Genomic DNA, 16,252 nt, shown 5'->3' with positions numbered 1-16,252 from the left:
CCAACGACGCCTGACCGACCTGACGCAGGCCGCGACCGACGCCGGCGCCAGGGTCCGCGCCGACGGCACGGTCGAACCCGCCTACCTGACCCCGGCCGAATCGGCCGACGAACACACCGCGCTCACCGCGGCCCGCCGCAACAACGCGGCCGCCCAGTCCTTCGCCGATCAGATCAGCGACATCCTCGACGAAGCGACCCGCCTCGACGACGAGTACGCCACCGCGCTGGCCCGCTACGAACATCCACCCAGCGGCGTGATGAGCCCCTCGGAGGTCCTCAACGCCGCCGCCGACGCGCGCGACAACGCCGCGCTACTCGGCGCGGACCGGGCAGAGATTCCGCGCGGGCAGTCGGCCTGGGTCGTTCGCGAATGGTGGGAGGGCCTCACCGCCGACCAGCGACAGGCCTATCTGACCGCCTACCCGAGCGAGATCGGCGCTCTCAACGGCATCCCGGCCATCGCCCGCGATCACGCCAACCGGACCCGCCTCGACCAGTACATTGCCCAGATGCAGGCCAACGCCGACGCCCTCTACGGCACCCCGGGCGGCCCGATCTACGACGAGAGCTACGAACCGGCACGCAAGCTCCACAGCAAGCTGGAGGACCGCAACCTCTACCTGCTGGGCTTCAACCCCGACTTCGGCCACACCACGAGGGACGCGCCATCGTCGCCGTCGGCAACCCCGACACCGCCGCCCACGTATCCACGATGGTCCCCGGCCTGAACACCGAACTCGAGGACGTACCCGGTCTCATGCTCCACCGCGCCGAAAACCTTCAGGACGTCGCCGACGACCTCACCCCCGAGGCCGGTGACGTGTCGGTGATCGCCTGGCTGGACTACGACGCCCCCGAGGGCTACACCGACGACGCCAACCTCAGCGTCGTCGGCCACAGCTACGGCTCCACCACCACCGGCTGGGCCGCCGCCCACGGCGACGGCCTCGCCGTCGACGACCTCGTCGTCGCCGGCTCCCCCGGAACCACCGTCGACCACGCCGCCGACCTCCACATCGACCGCCGCCGCGTCTGGGCCGGCGCCGCCCCCGACGACGACGTCGCCAACTACTTTCCCGGCACCGTCCACGGCGACGACCCCACCGCGCTGCGCTTCGAAGCCAACCAATTCCACGTCGACACCTCCGGACACGGAAACTACTGGGAGAAGGATCCCAGCGGTCTGCCCAGCCAGAGCCTGGCCAACCAGGCCGCGATCATCACCGGCGACTACGACTACTTCGACGCCAACCCCGGCGCGCTCGACCACACCTCCGACCAAGCCGCCGCCGGGCCACCCCGGCCGGCACCGCCACGCGAACCCGCGCCCTACGGCCCTCCCCCGCAGCGATGATCCGCCGCCTGGCCGGCGCCGCCCTTGTCCTGCTGCTCGCCGCGGCCTGCACCAACTCCGACCCGAAACCGGCACCGACCCCCACATCGACGCTGTCGGCCCGATCCCCCGCCGCCGTCGAGAACGCCGTCGCCGCCCTCGCGGAAACCCTCCGCACCGACCTCGGCGCCACCCAACCGCTCAGCGACGAACAACCCCGAGCGCAAGCCTGCGGCGACGAGGACGACGGACCCTTCAACGTCTTCGTCAGCTACCAACTGCCCCTGCCCACCGCGGAACACCGCGCAGCCCTGCAGCGCCTCCGCGACCACTGGACCACCGCCGGATGGACCACCGTCACCTACCGCCCCTTCGCCGACACCCGCGCGGAACTCACCGGCGTCAACCCCGACGACTACGGCGTCCGTATTCTTTCCGGCAATCCGCCCACCGTCCTGGCCCTCCAAATCACCACACCCTGCTACCGCCACGAATGAAGTCGCAGACAGAACAAGCGACCCAGCCCGTAAGTGGCACGGATCCCGGACAGTCCCATCCGGTAGCGCGGACCGGACTCTGCGCGGCTAGTTGAGTGAGACGCAGATTGCGGGATGCAGCATCGATCACGCTTCGGCGGCCGGCGCCGACTCGCTCCGTTGGGTCACCACAGGAATCCCACAGATTCGGCTGACCTTTTGGCAGATTGCTGTCACGATCGGCACATGGCGTGCGACGAAGCTGCGCCGCGTCGGCGTAGTCCGATGTGGCGCGTCCAAGTACGATTCCCTGACTCGAAAAGAGGGATCAGGCGGCGAAGGACGCTGCATCGCGTCATTAGTGCCGAAATCGAGTGGGCCTTGTGCGGCCACAAGTTCGATCAGTTCGCCGAGCCTGCCCTGGCCGAGAAGCCACCTGGCGAACAGCCCTGTTTACCCTGCCGCGATCGTGCGGGTCCGCCGCGGAAGCGCCAGAAGGAGCTGGCACGGCGGAAAGATTCCGACGCTCGCGACCGTGCAAGGACCACGGGAACCTCGGTGCGCACCGTCAGCGGTGGTCTACCGAGCCTGGGGCGCGACCGATAAAGCTGCCGTGACGTACGGCGCGGCATGCACGGACGTTCCGCCGGCTGCTGTCGGCACCGCCACCCGTCATCAGCGGCAGAGCAGCGCTTCGCCCTCGGCGCGACAGACGAGTGTTCAGCGCGGTAGACGTCCACCGCCCCACGCCAGACGCCGAGACAGGAGCATTTACGGCGTGCCTCCGCATCGCTGACATGGTAGCTTCCTGAGCTTCTGCAGGACGGTTAATCGAGATCGTCCGCAGCGGCAGTCACTCGCGTATTGCGCCCCCCGGCTTGGAGCTCGACCGAGGGATTCCCGCCGTGGGTCGCCGGGACAACGAAGCTGACTCCACCTGGTTGGACGGTCCCTGGAAATCGCCGGTCACTGTACCCTTTGGGCATAGGGGGTGGGTTGTGACAGATCCGTTGACCTGGGCGACGCTCGGCGGGACTGCAGCGACAGAGAGCATCAAGTTTCTGTTCGCACAGGCGACCGAGGTACTCAAAGCCTGGCGTGACCGACGGCAGAGGAACTCGGACGACGCCCTTGAGGTTCCCGTGGCTGAAACCGATGTCCTCGATGGCGTGCCGGTTGGTGTTGAGCTGGACACCGGGACCATTCAGCTCGAGGAGGCCACCTTGGTCCGCCTCATCCAGGACCTGGCCCCGTATGCGGTCGGCTTGTCCGACGTTGATCCGGGCGATGCGTCACTCGCTACCGCAGTTAGCCGAACACGAGACATTCTGGAGCGTGCCTACGGACAGCGACTCACTTTCCGTGGCGAGGACAGAGCGGAGACGGGATCCCGGCTCACTGTCACACAGCGCATTAGCCAGGCATCGGGCGAAATAACCGGCGTAGACGCCGAATCGATCGGACGAGCCGTCGACATCGCGGTCGACCAGGCGGCCGGCGAGGTGCGTGAGGACGGCTCCGTGACCGGACTCCGGATCCGCCGGATCGGATGACAGATCTCTTCGCCGAGGGCGTCGTTTCTCAGTATGTGCGCGACGATCCGGACTTCGTGCCGCGGCCATGGTTCGCAGACCGGTTTGAGGCCGCATTGCAGGATCCCAACTGCCGGTATCTGCTCCTGGTGGGAGAACCCGGTGCCGGCAAAACGGCCGCGCTGGCGTGGCTAGCCGACCACGACCGTCAGTCGCTGCGGTATTTTGTACGACGCGACAGTCGGCAGCCGCTGTCGGCGGGAGACGCGCAGTCGTTTTTGCTGGCGCTGGGCCACCAGCTAGCGAGCCGGCGGCCCTCCTTGTTTCGTCCCGACAGGCTCCGCATCGCGGTCCGACAGCGGATCGACGCCCTCCGTGCCGGGGCACGCGCGGTGGGCATCGACGTGGAGGAACTGGTCCTGTCGCCGTTTTATCAGACGGCCATTCAGGTAGAGCAGGACGTGAGGATCGCAGCAGGTGAGGTCATTGGCGTTCGGGCCGGCCGTGCTGTCCTCGAAGACCGCCTCCTCAGCCCGGAGAGCCTACAGTACTTGGCGCTGCTCGATCCGGCCGCCGTGCTCGCGGCCGAAGACCCTGCGGCCCGCATCGTGATCTTCGTGGATAGCCTCGACGAGCTGCGCTACCACCTGGGGGGTCCAACAATACTGAGCTGGCTGGAGAACGCCCCACAGCTCCCGGCGAACATCCTCGTTGTGTTGGCCTCACGGCCAGACGACAGCCTGCTCGGTGTCTTCCGTGACCGTCAGCGACAATGGCTTCAGGAGCACCACGTAGGCGCTGACCTGGGCGTTGTCAATCAGGACGCTCTGCAATTCGCCCGCCGCCGGGTCGCCAACCCCATTATCCGCCGAGCAGTCTCCCGTGCCGGAGCTGACGAGAACGCGTTCGTCGCCCGAACCGTCGACCTTGCCGCTGGGAATTTCCAGTACCTCAGCGCGCTGTATCGGGGCATCCAGGCGTCGGAGCAGGCCAGTCTCGATGAACTTCCCGAAGACCTGACCGGTCTCTATCGATTCTTCGTCGACCAAGTCGCCGGAGCGATGCGCGACCAATGGGTTGAACTCCCCTCGGGCGACCTCGCGCAGCCAGCGCACCGAATGCCCGCCTGGGAAGGATCAGTCGAGCCACTGCTCACGCTGCTGGCCGCCGCCTTCGCGCCGGTGACCCGTTCCCAACTCGAGCGGTTCTTGCCCGATCGCCCACTGGTCTCGGGCCTTCGCGTGATCCGGCAGTTCGTGCGTGAACACGACGGAGGATACAGCGTCTACCACGACACCTTCCGTGACTACCTGCACGAACGCCTGAATGTGACGGACGGGCACCGACGGATCGCGTCCTCGTACCGCGCTGGGCAAGCCACCTGGAGCGATGTGGAATGGAGCGACGCCGACGAGTATGCAATGAGCTATCTCGCCCAGCATGTTAGTGCCCTTGTGGCAGCCGGCGCTGTTTCGCTCCGGGAGTTGGACGACCTGATCAGCAGGCCACTGATGCTTGAGAAGTCGCGCCGATACGGGTCGCTGGAATCGTTCGCTGTCGACGTCCGCCTCGCTGTCGACACTGCGTCGCGGATCTCGGGCACAGGTGCACTGGTGGCCGAGGTTCGGGCCCGCTGGCTGCTGGCGAACCTCGCCGCGGCGGCCCTTTCGGTGCCGGAAGATCTGATCGCTGCCGCCGGTCGCGCTGGGGCCTCGCGGCTGGCCATCGGCTTGGCGGAGTCCGTTCGTGACCCGTCCGGTCGGGCAGTGGCTTTTCTGGCCGCCGGCATGGAGCTCGTACGAGCCGGCGAGCATGCCATCGGGTGCGGCGCGTTACGCACCAGCCTGGCGGTCATGGATGCTGCTGGCTTCTTTCCGATACCCGCGATATCCCGCATGCTCGGCGGGTTCGCCCAAGCCGCCGACCGTGCCGGGGTGGACCTCGTGGTCGAATTCATCGACCGGGCCGACCCGGTACAGCCGAGTCCTGAGCAAGGGCTCCTCGCCGACGTCATCGATGCCTACGCCGTTCTCGGCGATTCGGTCACCTGCTCAGATCGAGCCACGCGGCTGATGTTCTCCGACACGGCAGCCCTGACGACGGTGTGTAGGGCTCTCGCCAAGGTGGGCGACCACGAGCTAGCCATGCGTCTAGCCGAGCGGAGCACGGCTCGGGTTGCCGTCGGATCCGAGGTGGCTGAACAGATGGTCCTGGAGGGCAGCATCGCCGACGGCGCTGAACTAGGGCGTGTTTGAAAAGCGCTTCGTTCGTTGGGTGATGCGTGGCTCGTGGTGATCTGACGAATGCGGAGTGGGAAGTCTTGTCGGCGGTGTTGCCGTCGGCTAAGCCGGGTGGTCGGCCGCCGCGTTCGCGGCGGCAGGTCATTGATGGGATCCGGTGGCGGGTGAGGACCGGGGCGCCGTGGCGGGACCTGCCCGAACGGTATGGGCCGTGGGAGACCGCGTATGCGCTGTTCCGGGACTGGCAGCGGGACGGGACCTGGGCGCGCATCGTGTCCGATCTGCAGTCCCGCGCCCAGGCCCGGGGGCTGATCACCTGGGACGTGTCCGTCGACTCCACCGTGGTCCGGGCTCACCAGCACGCCGCGGGCGCCCGTAAAAGGGGGTCGATCAGAAACAACCGCCGGGAGGGTGCACCGCAGAGCCCAACGACCATGGTCTGGGACGGTCACGCGGCGGGTTGAGCACCAAGATCCATCTCGCGGCCGAGGGCGGACAGCGTCCGCTGTCGCTGCTGGTCACCGCCGGGCAGGCCGGAGACGCGCCGCAGTTCCAGCCGGTGATCGACGCGATCGGTGTCCCCGGTCGAGTCGGCAGGCCCAGGACACGGCCGGCGCGGGTCCTAGCCGATAAGGCCTACGGATCCCGCGCCAACCGCGTCTACCTGCGCCGACGCGGAATCCGCGCCACCATCCCCGAACCAGCCGACCGGTTGGCCCACCGCCGACGTCGCGGCAGCGCCGGCGGCCGCCCACCGACGTTCAACGCCGAGACCTACAAGCAGCGCCACGCGGTCGAGTGCGGGATCAACCGCCTCAAGCGCTACCGGGCGGTCGCGACTCGCTACGACAAACTCGCCGTCCGCTTTCTCACGACGCTGCACATCGCCGCGATCAACGAATGGCTACGGTGACCAGCTTTTCAAACAGGCCCTAGCCGCCCGAATGCTGGCGGCCAATGCCAAAGCAGCCGCCCATCATGCGACTAAAGCCCTCGTGGCCGCAGGCGAGTCGGTGGCTGAGATCGCCGATCGGATGCCCGATGCCCAGACGAAGGCCGATGCATGGTTCGCTGGTCTCGCCGTGCTCGCGGACCCTCGCGAGCGGCGGGCGATGGCCGGCCGAGCCCTGGCCGCGTTACGCGCGTCGGCGCGTAGTGAACGATGGCCTGCCGACGAATACGTGAGGGCCGCTCCGGTGCTGGGCACAGCTGGTGATCAGGCGATTCTCCGGGCGGCCTACCACGACGTCCGGCATGCACCGGATGACGGATACGGCTCCAGCGGCAAGCTCATTGCCGCGTTCGCAGAGGCGTTTGCCTCCGCCGGTGACCTGACCGGGATCGAGATGACGCTCAGCGACGCGTCAGCCATCGCCGACAATACGTTCGCGCTGACCGCTCTCACCGGGGTCGCGCGAGCGCACGCGGACGCGCGGCTGCCCCTCGACATGGTGCGCACAGCTGGACGGCGACTACACGCCCATTTCGCCGCACCCTGGGCACTCGACACCGAGATCGCCTTCAGCCTCGCCGAGGCAGCCCGAGCCACAGAGGCACTCGATATCCTCGCCGAGGTGCTTACCGAGGCGCAAAGGCCGAGGAACGTCGAGGCAGCCGTCGCCTGGCGTAAAGCTTTCGCCCAGCAGTTGGCTTCCCGTCACCCGCTTGACGCCGCCGAGCTGTGCCAGGCAGCCCTCGCACAGGGTGAGACCTTGGCGACATCGAATGACGTCGAAGTCGCGCTGCGGCTACGCCCCTACCTCGCCGAAATTGACCCGCAGAGGCGGCTCGAAATGCAAGCGCAGGGCATGGAGTGGGAACGGGTGGTCGAGACCAATGCGCCCGTCCTACCTTTGCTCGCCGAAACGGGCGACCGTGCCGCCGTTGACGCCGCAGTCGACCGGATAGAGGATCTGGTCAATGTCAGTTTCTCGTTCATCCAGGCGTTCACCGCCTGTCTTGGTCCGGCTGCAGAGGCACTGCTCATCTCGGGCGACACCGACCGCTTCGAGCGGCTCATCGCCAATCACCAGCAGCTGGAGCTCGGGGGCATTGTGGCGGCAGCCGACGTGCTCACAACGCTCAACTTCCAGATCAGGATCGCAGGCCTTGACCAGATCATGCGAGACTGGGCGGCCGCCATGACGAAGTACGTGACCCTGAGCAGACATCAGCTTGCCCTACGGACAACAGCGATCCTGAACGAGGCCATCGGTGCGCGTGCCATTGCGGACAACCTCCGTTCCCGCATCACCGACCCGGTGGAGCAGGCGGAAGCAGCACTGCGGATCGCGGCTCAAGCCCTAATCAAGGACGACCGAGGCCGCGCACGACGCCTCATCGATGAATTCGAACTGCTGATTCCCGCGCTCCCTGCGGGCATGCGACCCGGCTTCTTCTCGTTAGCGGTGCCAATACTTAGGGAGCTAGGTGACAGTCGGGATAGCGACTGGACCCACGAAGCTCTGTCGCAGCTGGACGCCGGCGACTATTACGCGACCCGGCCACCAGCTGCCGCCATCATTCTCCAAAAACTCGCGGAAGAGACCGTCGAGGCGGATCCGCTGCTCGCGCGCGCAGCCCGGCTCGGCAGTCCGTACCACGCACGCCAGACCGCCGCTGAGATCGCTATGCAGGCCGCTGAACTGCCGCCGCCCGGCGGGTACCCACCGCTTGTCGCATCCGAAGTGCGCGCGGCGACGGCGATACGCGACGGGGACGTCGATGCGTGGCGCTCAGCTCTGCGCGATGAGACACTTGTCAGCCTAGTTGGGGTGGCTCGGCGTATCGCCGGGGGCGCCGGGCTGCTTTATGACATTGACGGCGGCGAGACGCTGCTCGCTCTAAGCCGAGCCATGTCGCAGGCTGACCTCGTGTGGTCGCCGGAGTAGTCTTGAAGAATTCGGGCGGCCGCACCTCCGCTCAGCACCGGACGGTAACGGTCGGGTTCGTCGGCAGCCGAGTTCCGCGATGAACCTCGGCTTCAACCGTTTGTGCTGGATCGGCCGTCCGTCGCGATGTACATCGCATAGGCGCTAATAGACGTTGCCAAAACCTACGTGTACCGCCTACTGCTGAGCCTTCTCACGCGTGCTCGCCGAAGGAGCGGCGAGCACGGCCGGCGAATGGCGCTGCTGGAGCGCTAGCGGCTGAGGATCGCCGAGCAGATGGCCGTCCTGGGGCGACGCGTTGAACACGCTGGCGGAGAAGTGCGAACGGCACCCGTCTCTGATCGCCGCCGGCTTGGACTGCAACAACGCGGCCGAGTACTCGCTCGGCGGCATGAGCGTTAGTTCGGTTCTCCAACTGAGTCCCGTATCGCGGGATCTTTGTCAGCGACCTATTACCTCTAACGTTAATGGCGTTTGCGCGTGTCGCGGCATCAGGAATTGACAATCCACGTTGTACCGTCTCGACCCAGCGAACAACGTCACCACTATAGATGGGTCAAGATGCGAGCCTACCGCGAAATATGCTTGACTGCAGCAGTCGCGATCTTCGGTTCAATAGTTCCAACGAATGCCGCGGTTGCATCATCACCGCGCCCCGATTTGTTTTGTCATGTCGTTCACAGTCCGGGCAGTCGACAGTGGTACCTGATCGACCCGGACGGGTATCGCCGCGCCTTCCGGACGGACCGAACATTTCACACCATGTTCGAGACCACCGAAGTCATCGAGCCGCGAGGCGATACTGGCAGCATCGCATGGGGTCCAGATTTGAGCCGAAACACCTTCCTCGCAAGGGTGCGAGGCACGACGGTAAATTATCTCATCATCGGGGAGTCAAAACACCGGGTGACAGAGTCGGCGTTCAGCGCCTGTCGCTTTGATCCAGACTATGTGGTGGATATTCCAGCGCACCTCTTCGATGCATACCTGGATGGACGCCCGTGGTTCCAAAGCTGAAAGTGACCTGAAACAGGGATTCGACCCTGCAGACGGAGCACCGGGAAGCACGGCTTCCCGGTGCCCACCGTTTCAAGCCGTTCCAGCTGGCCGACCCGTGAACCTTCTAACGACGGCATGAGCCAGTGTTCGGACGTGAATGTTCCTGCCGTTGCCACGCCGATCGAGCCGTCGCCCGATCCGCGCGAACCTATTGGCACACAGAGAAAACGCCCGACCACAAACTTCACGGAGCCTGGACGACCTGAGCGGCTGCTACGACTACGTCCCCTGCAACGACTGGGACTACAACGAGTGCAGGCCGCGCAGGCGCCGCCACCGCAAGAAGCGCTACAACGACTGCTGGGACTACAAGAACTACTGCAGCTGAAGTCCTCGAACTCCGGGCCTGGAACGCACGCCGCGTTCCGGGCCGCGTCATTCCGCACCAACGTGCGGTTACTACTCTGAGTGGATGCATTGATCATTCGATCGTGGGCGAGTTGAGTACACCGTCTTCGATGGCGCGATCCCGCAACTCCAGCCTTGTTCGGGCAGCGCGTCCGGCCTGCTCGTACTTGTCCCGCACCCTGTCGAGATAACTCTTCGCGGTGCCCTGCTTGACGTTGAGCCGCCGGGCGACGCTCGACATCGTCAGCCCGGACGCGTAGAGCCGCAGTGCCTCCCGTTCCTGGCCGGACAGTTCTGGCACGCCGTAGGACCGGGCCCGCTGGATCAGCGCCGCGTGGCTCTGCGAGACGTATCTCTCACCGCGCGCGGCGGCCGCCAGAGCCTGACGCATGTCACCGGCCTCCCGGGCCTTACGGACGTAACTCAACGCGCCCGCCCGGCCGACCTCGTGCACCAGCCCGGCGTCGTCGATCGTGCTGCAGGTGACGACGGCATAACCGGCTTCAATCAGCGCACGCACGTTCTCGGCTACCCGCCGGCCGTCCCGTAGACGCAGATCCATCAACGCCACCGGACTAAGGCGCGGCCGCGGCGGCTCCTCGGCGTACGGGCCGCGACGCACGGGTGGAACGGCCGGGCGACTGATGTTGTGGCTGCGGTGGTGGCCATCGTTGTACCCCGCCAATGGGATGCCGCTGTTCGGGTTGGGCGGGGGCGCCGGGTTCTGCCCCTGCCAGTGGGTGGAGAGGAGCTCGGTCACCGACTTGGCGGTTGCGACGACCCGTATTTCCAAACCATCGGTCGGACCGCCGAAGGCGGCATTTCCTTGGCATAGCCAGGCATCGATGCCATGCAGAAGGATCTCGTCATCGTCGATGACGAAGACCCGGATGACGCCCGGATCCGACGTTTGGGAGGGGGGTTGTTGGCCTGAAGGGCGTATGTCGTCGCTGTCCTCCGGACCGCTCGATTGTCGCGACGCGCTCGACGCGACCATCCGATCCGCTACACGGTCGAGGTAGGCGCTCTTCCATCTGGCGCTGCGAGCAGGGAAGGACTCGTCGAGTAGTCGGGCTGCAAGCGCTCGGAAGCTCCCAGGAGGCCCAGCGCCCGGCTTAGCGGCGTTCACGCGGGCTCCTCCCGTCTCTCGACGTCTGTACCACGCTGGCAGATCGGGCACCATGGCCACTCATAGTCGTCATGTAGGAACGCTGCAGCTGCCTCGACTGCCTCACGAATCGCCTGGATGCCGTTTGACTTGGGATGCACTGCATCGGTGTCCAAGACAAGGACGACGATCCGCTCCCAGTCTCTCTCGGCGATGTCCCAGCCGCCCTCGTGCAGACGTACAAAGTCTTCGGTAAATCCTGGCGGGACGTTGTACCCGCAGTCCTGATACACCAGATCTTTGAGCGGCGGAAGCGTCATGCGAGCCGTCGCTTTCAGCTGGGCGTCCCGTCGGGCACCAGTCAACCTACGAGGTATGGCAGCCCAACCGCTGCTCATTGGTCGCTACCCCTCTTGGTCAAGACGTCGCCGATGGACTGCGTTCGCCGATGGTTGACGGCAGCACCGATGACGACACCGGCGACCGCGCCGAATATGGCTGGGGCTGCGAGCCATCCTGCAGCGGAAAGGGCCCAGGCGAGGGCAGGCACCGAGATCGACCGGTCACCTGGCGACGTGATGCCGATTGTGACGTCGTAGGCCGTCTTCCACCCGATGACGAGACCATTGAGGAGATACAAGGCAATGAAGCCCGCTAGCAGAACGGTGCCACGGGTCATAAGCCAGTGATTCAGTCCGACTCGAGTTCCGAGCATCGCGAGCAGCCGACGCCGCAGTCGATCACGGATGCGGTCCGGTGGCGGCGGTGTTAGCGCGATTCCACGCGAAGGGACCGCCTCCACGTCGCGTGGCTGCATGAGGGCCACACTAGCGATTGCGACCGAGCATGCAGTCCACTACTTGGGGGGCATGCCGCCTCCACATGGGGGACTCTTTCCCCCTCGACCATGCGACGGGGAAAACTGTCTAAGACATAGCCGAGGTGAGGAGGCGGCGCCGACCGCAGGTGGCAGATCACCCAGGACTCTGGCGTGGAGCGGCTGGCGGGGTGCGGCACCTCATTGGATGCAAGTCTTGCCGGGGACCGAGCGAGACTCCGCCCCCATGGTTCCGCCGGCCGGCCCAGCGCGCCGATCTTCCGAGGAGGATCGTGACCACCCGGCCGCTCCCGCCCGCATTCTCGGATCTCGACGTAACCGGGCTGCCCGCGCCGCCGGGCCCAAACGTTCGCATTAGCGGACAACCGATCCCCACCCGCCCAAAATGACTCTCCGACGCCGGCGCCGAAATCTGGGACTGCCTCTCCCCCCGACGCTCGACACCACCAACCAGTGGTTGCCGGACTTCTACTCCTACTGCGGCTGACGCTCCAGACACCTCGGGCCGGGTAGCGCACACTTCCCGGCCCGACGCTCGTCCGCACAAGGCCCGCACAAGCAATGGCAGGCGCTCGCCAAACGGGGCCGTCGCAGACGAGACCGACGCGCCGCTGCCAAACCTTACTGCGGCAGAAGCGGATGTTGCTGCCGCAGAATCCTGTACGCGAGACTCGGCGGAGGCTAACGACGTCCTGACGCTTCCAGCCGCCCTTGCGTCACTTCGAATACTCTGCGCTGGCGTCGTGGCCGCGGCGCTCGTGAGGGGACGGAGGGCCTCGTGTCGGCTTCAACGTCGGCGTTGCTAGTTGCCGGGATCGCTGCCGCAGTATCAGTGTTCTCGGCGGTATTCAGCGAGGTGTCTCGGCGGCGATCAGCCCGCGAGGTGTCCACGCTACAGATAGAGCAGACTCGGATGAGCGCCGAACTCGCTGACGAGCTTGCCCGCAAACGCGAGGCCGAGAGCAAGGCCGAACAAGCGCGCCAACTCGTGGCGCGTTACCGGGATCCACTGCTTTTGTCGTCCTCTGACCTGCAAAGCCGCATCTTCAACGTGTTGCGACCGAACGGCTTCCGCGGCGGTCGCCATCCAGAATACTTCCGGATGAACACTCTGTATGTAATCGCCGAGTTCTTCGGGTGGCTAGAAGTGATCCGACGCGACCTTCAATTCCTCGATCTCGGAGCGGCCGAGGATACCCGCCTGCTGCTGGAGCGCATAGAGGGCGTCCGGCACGCGTTCGCCAGCACCTCGGCCTGGCGAGACGACTACTACATATACCGGGGCGAACAGCGGGCCATCGGGGAACTGATGGCCGTGGCCACAAATAGCGCAGAGCAGGCCAGCGGAGCTGTTTGCCTAGGTTACGCCTCATTCGTCCAGAAGCTCGATGACCCGGGATTCGGTCGCTGGTTCGATCGGCTGGGTGCAGCCGTCGATGCATTGCCCGGCAAGCGCCCTGAACGACTGGTTCACGCTCAGAACGCCCTAATCGATCTGATCGAGTTCCTCGACCCAGACGGGCACCGCCTCACCGGGCAACGCGAACGACTCAGCTGAATTGCCACGCGGCTGGAGTGCGCTACGCGCGCTCGGCGGCAAGAGCGGATGTTCGTGCGCGCGGTTCATCGACGCGTCTCGTGCGGTACGTCGGGCGGCGGTGGCCAAGTGCTGCGGCCCTCGACGTGTCGTGGTGACCCGACTCAATCACCGGCCTTCGCGAGTTCTTTCGGGACGACGGAGCGCTCGTCTAGCTGCACGGGATTGTCGCCCTGAGTGGTCGCATCAAAGACGGTAGGAATGCGGCCCGCCGAGCCAATGACTCAGGTACTTAGATTGAATTTTCCCGGTCAGCAGGCTGGCGAGCGTGGATGAGAAGCCGGCAGGGTACTGCTCCCAGTACGGACCCTCCTCTTTCATGACGACGGGCCAGTCGCTAGCGGCCGTACCCGGCTCGACGTGCCAGAAGAGCAGGTCGCCGTTGCCGGTGTGCCCCCACGAGATCAGCTCATCTCCCGGCTCGAACCAGGAAGGAACGTATTCTCGGTCTGGTGTCCAGTACGTCGGATCACCCACGGGCCAGTCGCCGGCATGCTTCTCCGGGCCGGCGAAGTCGAGACGGACGCATTGCTGGGCCCAAGTGTTATGCGGCACCAAGTCTGCCCAGTCGTGCGGTGCATCCGGAGCGCACACGGTGATGTGACCGTCGACCAGGCCGGCGCCGTACCCGTCGACGAACCGCTTGTAGTCGGGTGGCAATACGGCACCGAGCTCCCTCTCGACAGATGACCAGTCGAATCCGGTGCCAGACCGGCCGTCGAGCGGAGTCAAACCCAGAATCGCGGCCAGGGACTCCGTTGCATCCCGCCAAGGAAGCAGCCCTACACCAGCGTCGCTGTCGTCGGTCAGACGCTCGCCGGAAATGATGTCGTCAGACCGGAGCAGGTCGCCGCCCGTACCCCGCACGACGGTGCACGACTCGCTCAACTCCACCACCACCAGGGCCACGTCCCGCGCGTCCCCACCGTTCTCACGACAGGCCTGATCGAAACGGTCCCCCGGACGAGCCCAGTTGATGGGGTGATAGCCCGGCACACCCTCGAGCCGCCAGCCCTCGGGAACGGCCTCGACAGACTCCACGAAGAAACTCAGACGCTCAACACGCACACGCGTATCGTGCCGCGTCATCGGAGGCCCACGCCATCGTCGCTCGCCGTCAGCGGCACGAGCGTGCGTTCGAGTCGGCGTCTGCCACGGTGTTCGGGTGATATCTGAACAGCCAGCGCCCACCCGCGCCGAGGTCGACGCGTGGTTCACCGGAGTGCTCGATGGCTCGCGAACTCGCGACGCAGCGGATCAGTGGGCAGCCACATGGCTTCACTCGCCGACCGCGATCGACGACGAGGTGATCTGGTCGGCGATCGGCCTGCTTGGCGGAATCGACCTCGAGTCCGGGCCGGACGGGTCGCTGCTCCACGACGATGATCAGGTGCGCCAGTGGCAATCGGAATTCCGTCGCCGCTGCGCGGCGTCACCCACGGCCGAGAACTGACCTGACAGCTCAAGCCCTCGGCGGCAGATGAGTATGTTCCGCAGTCTCAGTTTCGCTACGGCGCGCAGGGGTGCGTGTGACGGGCCGCCTCGAAAGCTGTCAGCCGCTTTCAGCGGTCGGTAAGGGCCTCGCGAATGCGCGCGATAGCGGCCAGTGCGTCCGCGCGGCTTCGCTCGGTCGTCCAGCTCTGCGACCAGGGGCTATCCAGGGCGGTCGCTTCTTCGACCGCACGCAATGCCAGAGACGGTAGCTCCCTGCGTCATCGGAACGAACTGCGGAGCACGCAGCCGCACCTCCGGCAACCGCTCGCCACGACGACGGGCCACAACCACCACCCCCATCCGATCGGCCAGACGAGCACCGACCGTAGCCGTCAGCAATAGCCACACGCTGCCCCGACGGAGCGCTGCGTGGATGATGTCGTGTCCACCGTGCCGATGCCGAAATCCACGGCGGCTAGGGCGTGTTTGAAAAGCGCTTCGTTCGTTGGGTGATGCGTGGCTCGTGGTGATCTGACGAATGCGGAGTGGGAAGTCTTGTCGGCGGTGTTGCCGTCGGCTAAGCCGGGTGGTCGGCCGCCGCGTTCGCGGCGGCAGGTCATTGATGGGATCCGGTGGCGGGTGAGGACCGGGGCGCCGTGGCGGGACCTGCCCGAACGGTATGGGCCGTGGGAGACCGCGTATGCGCTGTTCCGGGACTGGCAGCGGGACGGGACCTGGGCGCGCATCGTGTCCGATCTGCAGTCCCGCGCCCAGGCCCGGGGGCTGATCACCTGGGACGTGTCCGTCGACTCCACCGTGGTCCGGGCTCACCAGCACGCCGCGGGCGCCCGTAAAAGGGGGTCGATCAGAAACAACCGCCGGGAGGGTGCACCGCAGAGCCCAACGACCATGGTCTGGGACGGTCACGCGGCGGGTTGAGCACCAAGATCCATCTCGCGGCCGAGGGCGGACAGCGTCCGCTGTCGCTGCTGGTCACCGCCGGGCAGGCCGGAGACGCGCCGCAGTTCCAGCCGGTGATCGACGCGATCGGTGTCCCCGGTCGAGTCGGCAGGCCCAGGACACGGCCGGCGCGGGTCCTAGCCGATAAGGCCTACGGATCCCGCGCCAACCGCGTCTACCTGCGCCGACGCGGAATCCGCGCCACCATCCCCGAACCAGCCGACCGGTTGGCCCACCGCCGACGTCGCGGCAGCGCCGGCGGCCGCCCACCGACGTTCAACGCCGAGACCTACAAGCAGCGCCACGCGGTCGAGTGCGGGATCAACCGCCTCAAGCGCTACCGGGCGGTCGCGACTCGCTACGACAAACTCGCCGTCCGCTTTCTCACGACGCTGCACATCGCCGCGATCAACGAATGGCTACGGTGACCAGCT

At 66.1% G+C, this 16,252-nt stretch carries 16 protein-coding genes; 11 read left to right on the top strand and 5 right to left on the bottom strand.

Going from position 1 to position 16,252, the window contains the following annotated elements; translation table 11 throughout:
- Positions 1 to 259 precede the first annotated feature (259 nt).
- The 7 genes from CRYAR_RS49580 (at position 260) to CRYAR_RS15385 (ending at position 8,474) form a co-directional block, all read left to right on the top strand.
- Positions 260 to 730, top strand: a complete 471-nt coding sequence (locus tag CRYAR_RS49580) for a hypothetical protein (RefSeq protein WP_051570272.1) — start codon at positions 260 to 262, stop codon at positions 728 to 730.
- Positions 670 to 1,356, top strand: coding sequence for an alpha/beta hydrolase (locus CRYAR_RS43100; protein ID WP_245620695.1), 687 nt, complete (start codon positions 670 to 672; stop codon positions 1,354 to 1,356). The genes CRYAR_RS49580 and CRYAR_RS43100 overlap by 61 nt, the downstream gene beginning before the upstream one ends.
- Positions 1,353 to 1,832: a hypothetical protein gene (locus tag CRYAR_RS15410; protein ID WP_035851515.1), complete on the top strand. Its 480-nt coding sequence runs from the start codon at positions 1,353 to 1,355 to the stop codon at positions 1,830 to 1,832. The genes CRYAR_RS43100 and CRYAR_RS15410 overlap by 4 nt, the downstream gene beginning before the upstream one ends.
- Positions 1,833 to 2,809: 977 nt before the next feature.
- Positions 2,810 to 3,364, top strand: coding sequence for a hypothetical protein (locus tag CRYAR_RS43095; RefSeq protein WP_051570269.1), 555 nt, complete (start codon positions 2,810 to 2,812; stop codon positions 3,362 to 3,364).
- On the top strand, positions 3,361 to 5,598 hold the full coding sequence (locus CRYAR_RS15400) for a P-loop NTPase family protein (protein ID WP_035851513.1): 2,238 nt from the start codon (positions 3,361 to 3,363) through the stop codon (positions 5,596 to 5,598). Before CRYAR_RS43095 ends, CRYAR_RS15400 begins: the two co-directional genes overlap by 4 nt.
- A gap of 26 nt (positions 5,599 to 5,624) precedes the next feature.
- A protein-coding gene (locus CRYAR_RS45290) for an IS5 family transposase (RefSeq protein WP_169744990.1) occupies positions 5,625 to 6,496 on the top strand; the annotation gives its coding sequence in 2 pieces (ribosomal slippage) (positions 5,625 to 6,011 and positions 6,014 to 6,496; 870 coding nt in all).
- A gap of 100 nt (positions 6,497 to 6,596) precedes the next feature.
- On the top strand, positions 6,597 to 8,474 hold the full coding sequence (locus CRYAR_RS15385) for a hypothetical protein (RefSeq protein ID WP_169745035.1): 1,878 nt from the start codon (positions 6,597 to 6,599) through the stop codon (positions 8,472 to 8,474).
- Positions 8,475 to 8,651: 177 nt separating this feature from the next.
- Here the strand turns inward: CRYAR_RS15385 and CRYAR_RS15380 are convergent, their stop codons facing one another.
- Positions 8,652 to 8,867 (bottom strand): hypothetical protein, encoded by a 216-nt coding sequence (locus tag CRYAR_RS15380; RefSeq protein WP_035851510.1) that lies wholly within the window; start codon positions 8,865 to 8,867, stop codon positions 8,652 to 8,654.
- 369 nt (positions 8,868 to 9,236) lie between these two features.
- On the opposite strand from CRYAR_RS15380, the gene CRYAR_RS47045 reads away from it, so the two are divergent.
- Positions 9,237 to 9,491 carry a hypothetical protein gene (locus tag CRYAR_RS47045; protein WP_157017713.1) on the top strand — a complete coding sequence of 85 codons (255 nt, stop codon included), beginning with the start codon at positions 9,237 to 9,239 and terminating at the stop codon, positions 9,489 to 9,491.
- 463 nt (positions 9,492 to 9,954) lie between these two features.
- On the opposite strand, the gene CRYAR_RS45285 is transcribed toward CRYAR_RS47045, so the two are convergent.
- From CRYAR_RS45285 to CRYAR_RS15370, 3 genes are all read right to left on the bottom strand, one after another.
- Entirely contained in the window at positions 9,955 to 10,878 is a 924-nt protein-coding gene (locus tag CRYAR_RS45285; protein WP_169745034.1) for a response regulator transcription factor, read from the bottom strand.
- 128 nt (positions 10,879 to 11,006) lie between these two features.
- A complete protein-coding gene (locus CRYAR_RS47040) occupies positions 11,007 to 11,309 on the bottom strand; it encodes a hypothetical protein (RefSeq protein ID WP_157017711.1) in 303 nt (100 codons plus the stop codon).
- Between the two features lie 74 nt (positions 11,310 to 11,383).
- Positions 11,384 to 11,806: a DUF6313 family protein gene (locus CRYAR_RS15370; RefSeq protein WP_157017709.1), complete on the bottom strand. Its 423-nt coding sequence runs from the start codon at positions 11,804 to 11,806 to the stop codon at positions 11,384 to 11,386.
- A gap of 934 nt (positions 11,807 to 12,740) precedes the next feature.
- Between CRYAR_RS15370 and CRYAR_RS15365 the strand changes: the two genes are divergently transcribed.
- Positions 12,741 to 13,385 (top strand): hypothetical protein, encoded by a 645-nt coding sequence (locus CRYAR_RS15365; RefSeq protein WP_157017707.1) that lies wholly within the window; start codon positions 12,741 to 12,743, stop codon positions 13,383 to 13,385.
- A 225-nt stretch (positions 13,386 to 13,610) separates the two neighbouring features.
- Here the strand turns inward: CRYAR_RS15365 and CRYAR_RS15360 are convergent, their stop codons facing one another.
- Positions 13,611 to 14,492, bottom strand: coding sequence for an SMI1/KNR4 family protein (locus tag CRYAR_RS15360; RefSeq protein ID WP_211247461.1), 882 nt, complete (start codon positions 14,490 to 14,492; stop codon positions 13,611 to 13,613).
- A 97-nt stretch (positions 14,493 to 14,589) separates the two neighbouring features.
- Here CRYAR_RS15360 and CRYAR_RS15355 point away from each other — a divergent pair, with 97 nt between their 5' ends.
- Positions 14,590 to 14,877, top strand: a complete 288-nt coding sequence (locus tag CRYAR_RS15355; RefSeq protein ID WP_035851507.1) for a hypothetical protein — start codon at positions 14,590 to 14,592, stop codon at positions 14,875 to 14,877.
- A gap of 497 nt (positions 14,878 to 15,374) precedes the next feature.
- Positions 15,375 to 16,246, top strand: a protein-coding gene (locus CRYAR_RS45280) for an IS5 family transposase (RefSeq protein ID WP_169744990.1) whose coding sequence is annotated in 2 segments (ribosomal slippage) — positions 15,375 to 15,761 and positions 15,764 to 16,246 — 870 coding nt in all. Because the reading frame shifts where the segments join, the coding sequence is not laid out codon by codon here.
- The last annotated feature ends 6 nt before the right edge of the window (positions 16,247 to 16,252 follow it).

The sequence above is a fragment of the Cryptosporangium arvum DSM 44712 genome (assembly GCF_000585375.1).
In the GTDB taxonomy this organism is placed as follows: domain Bacteria; phylum Actinomycetota; class Actinomycetes; order Mycobacteriales; family Cryptosporangiaceae; genus Cryptosporangium; species Cryptosporangium arvum.
Note: the sequence above shows the minus strand (reverse complement) of the source record. Positions and strands in the feature narration are given on the sequence as shown.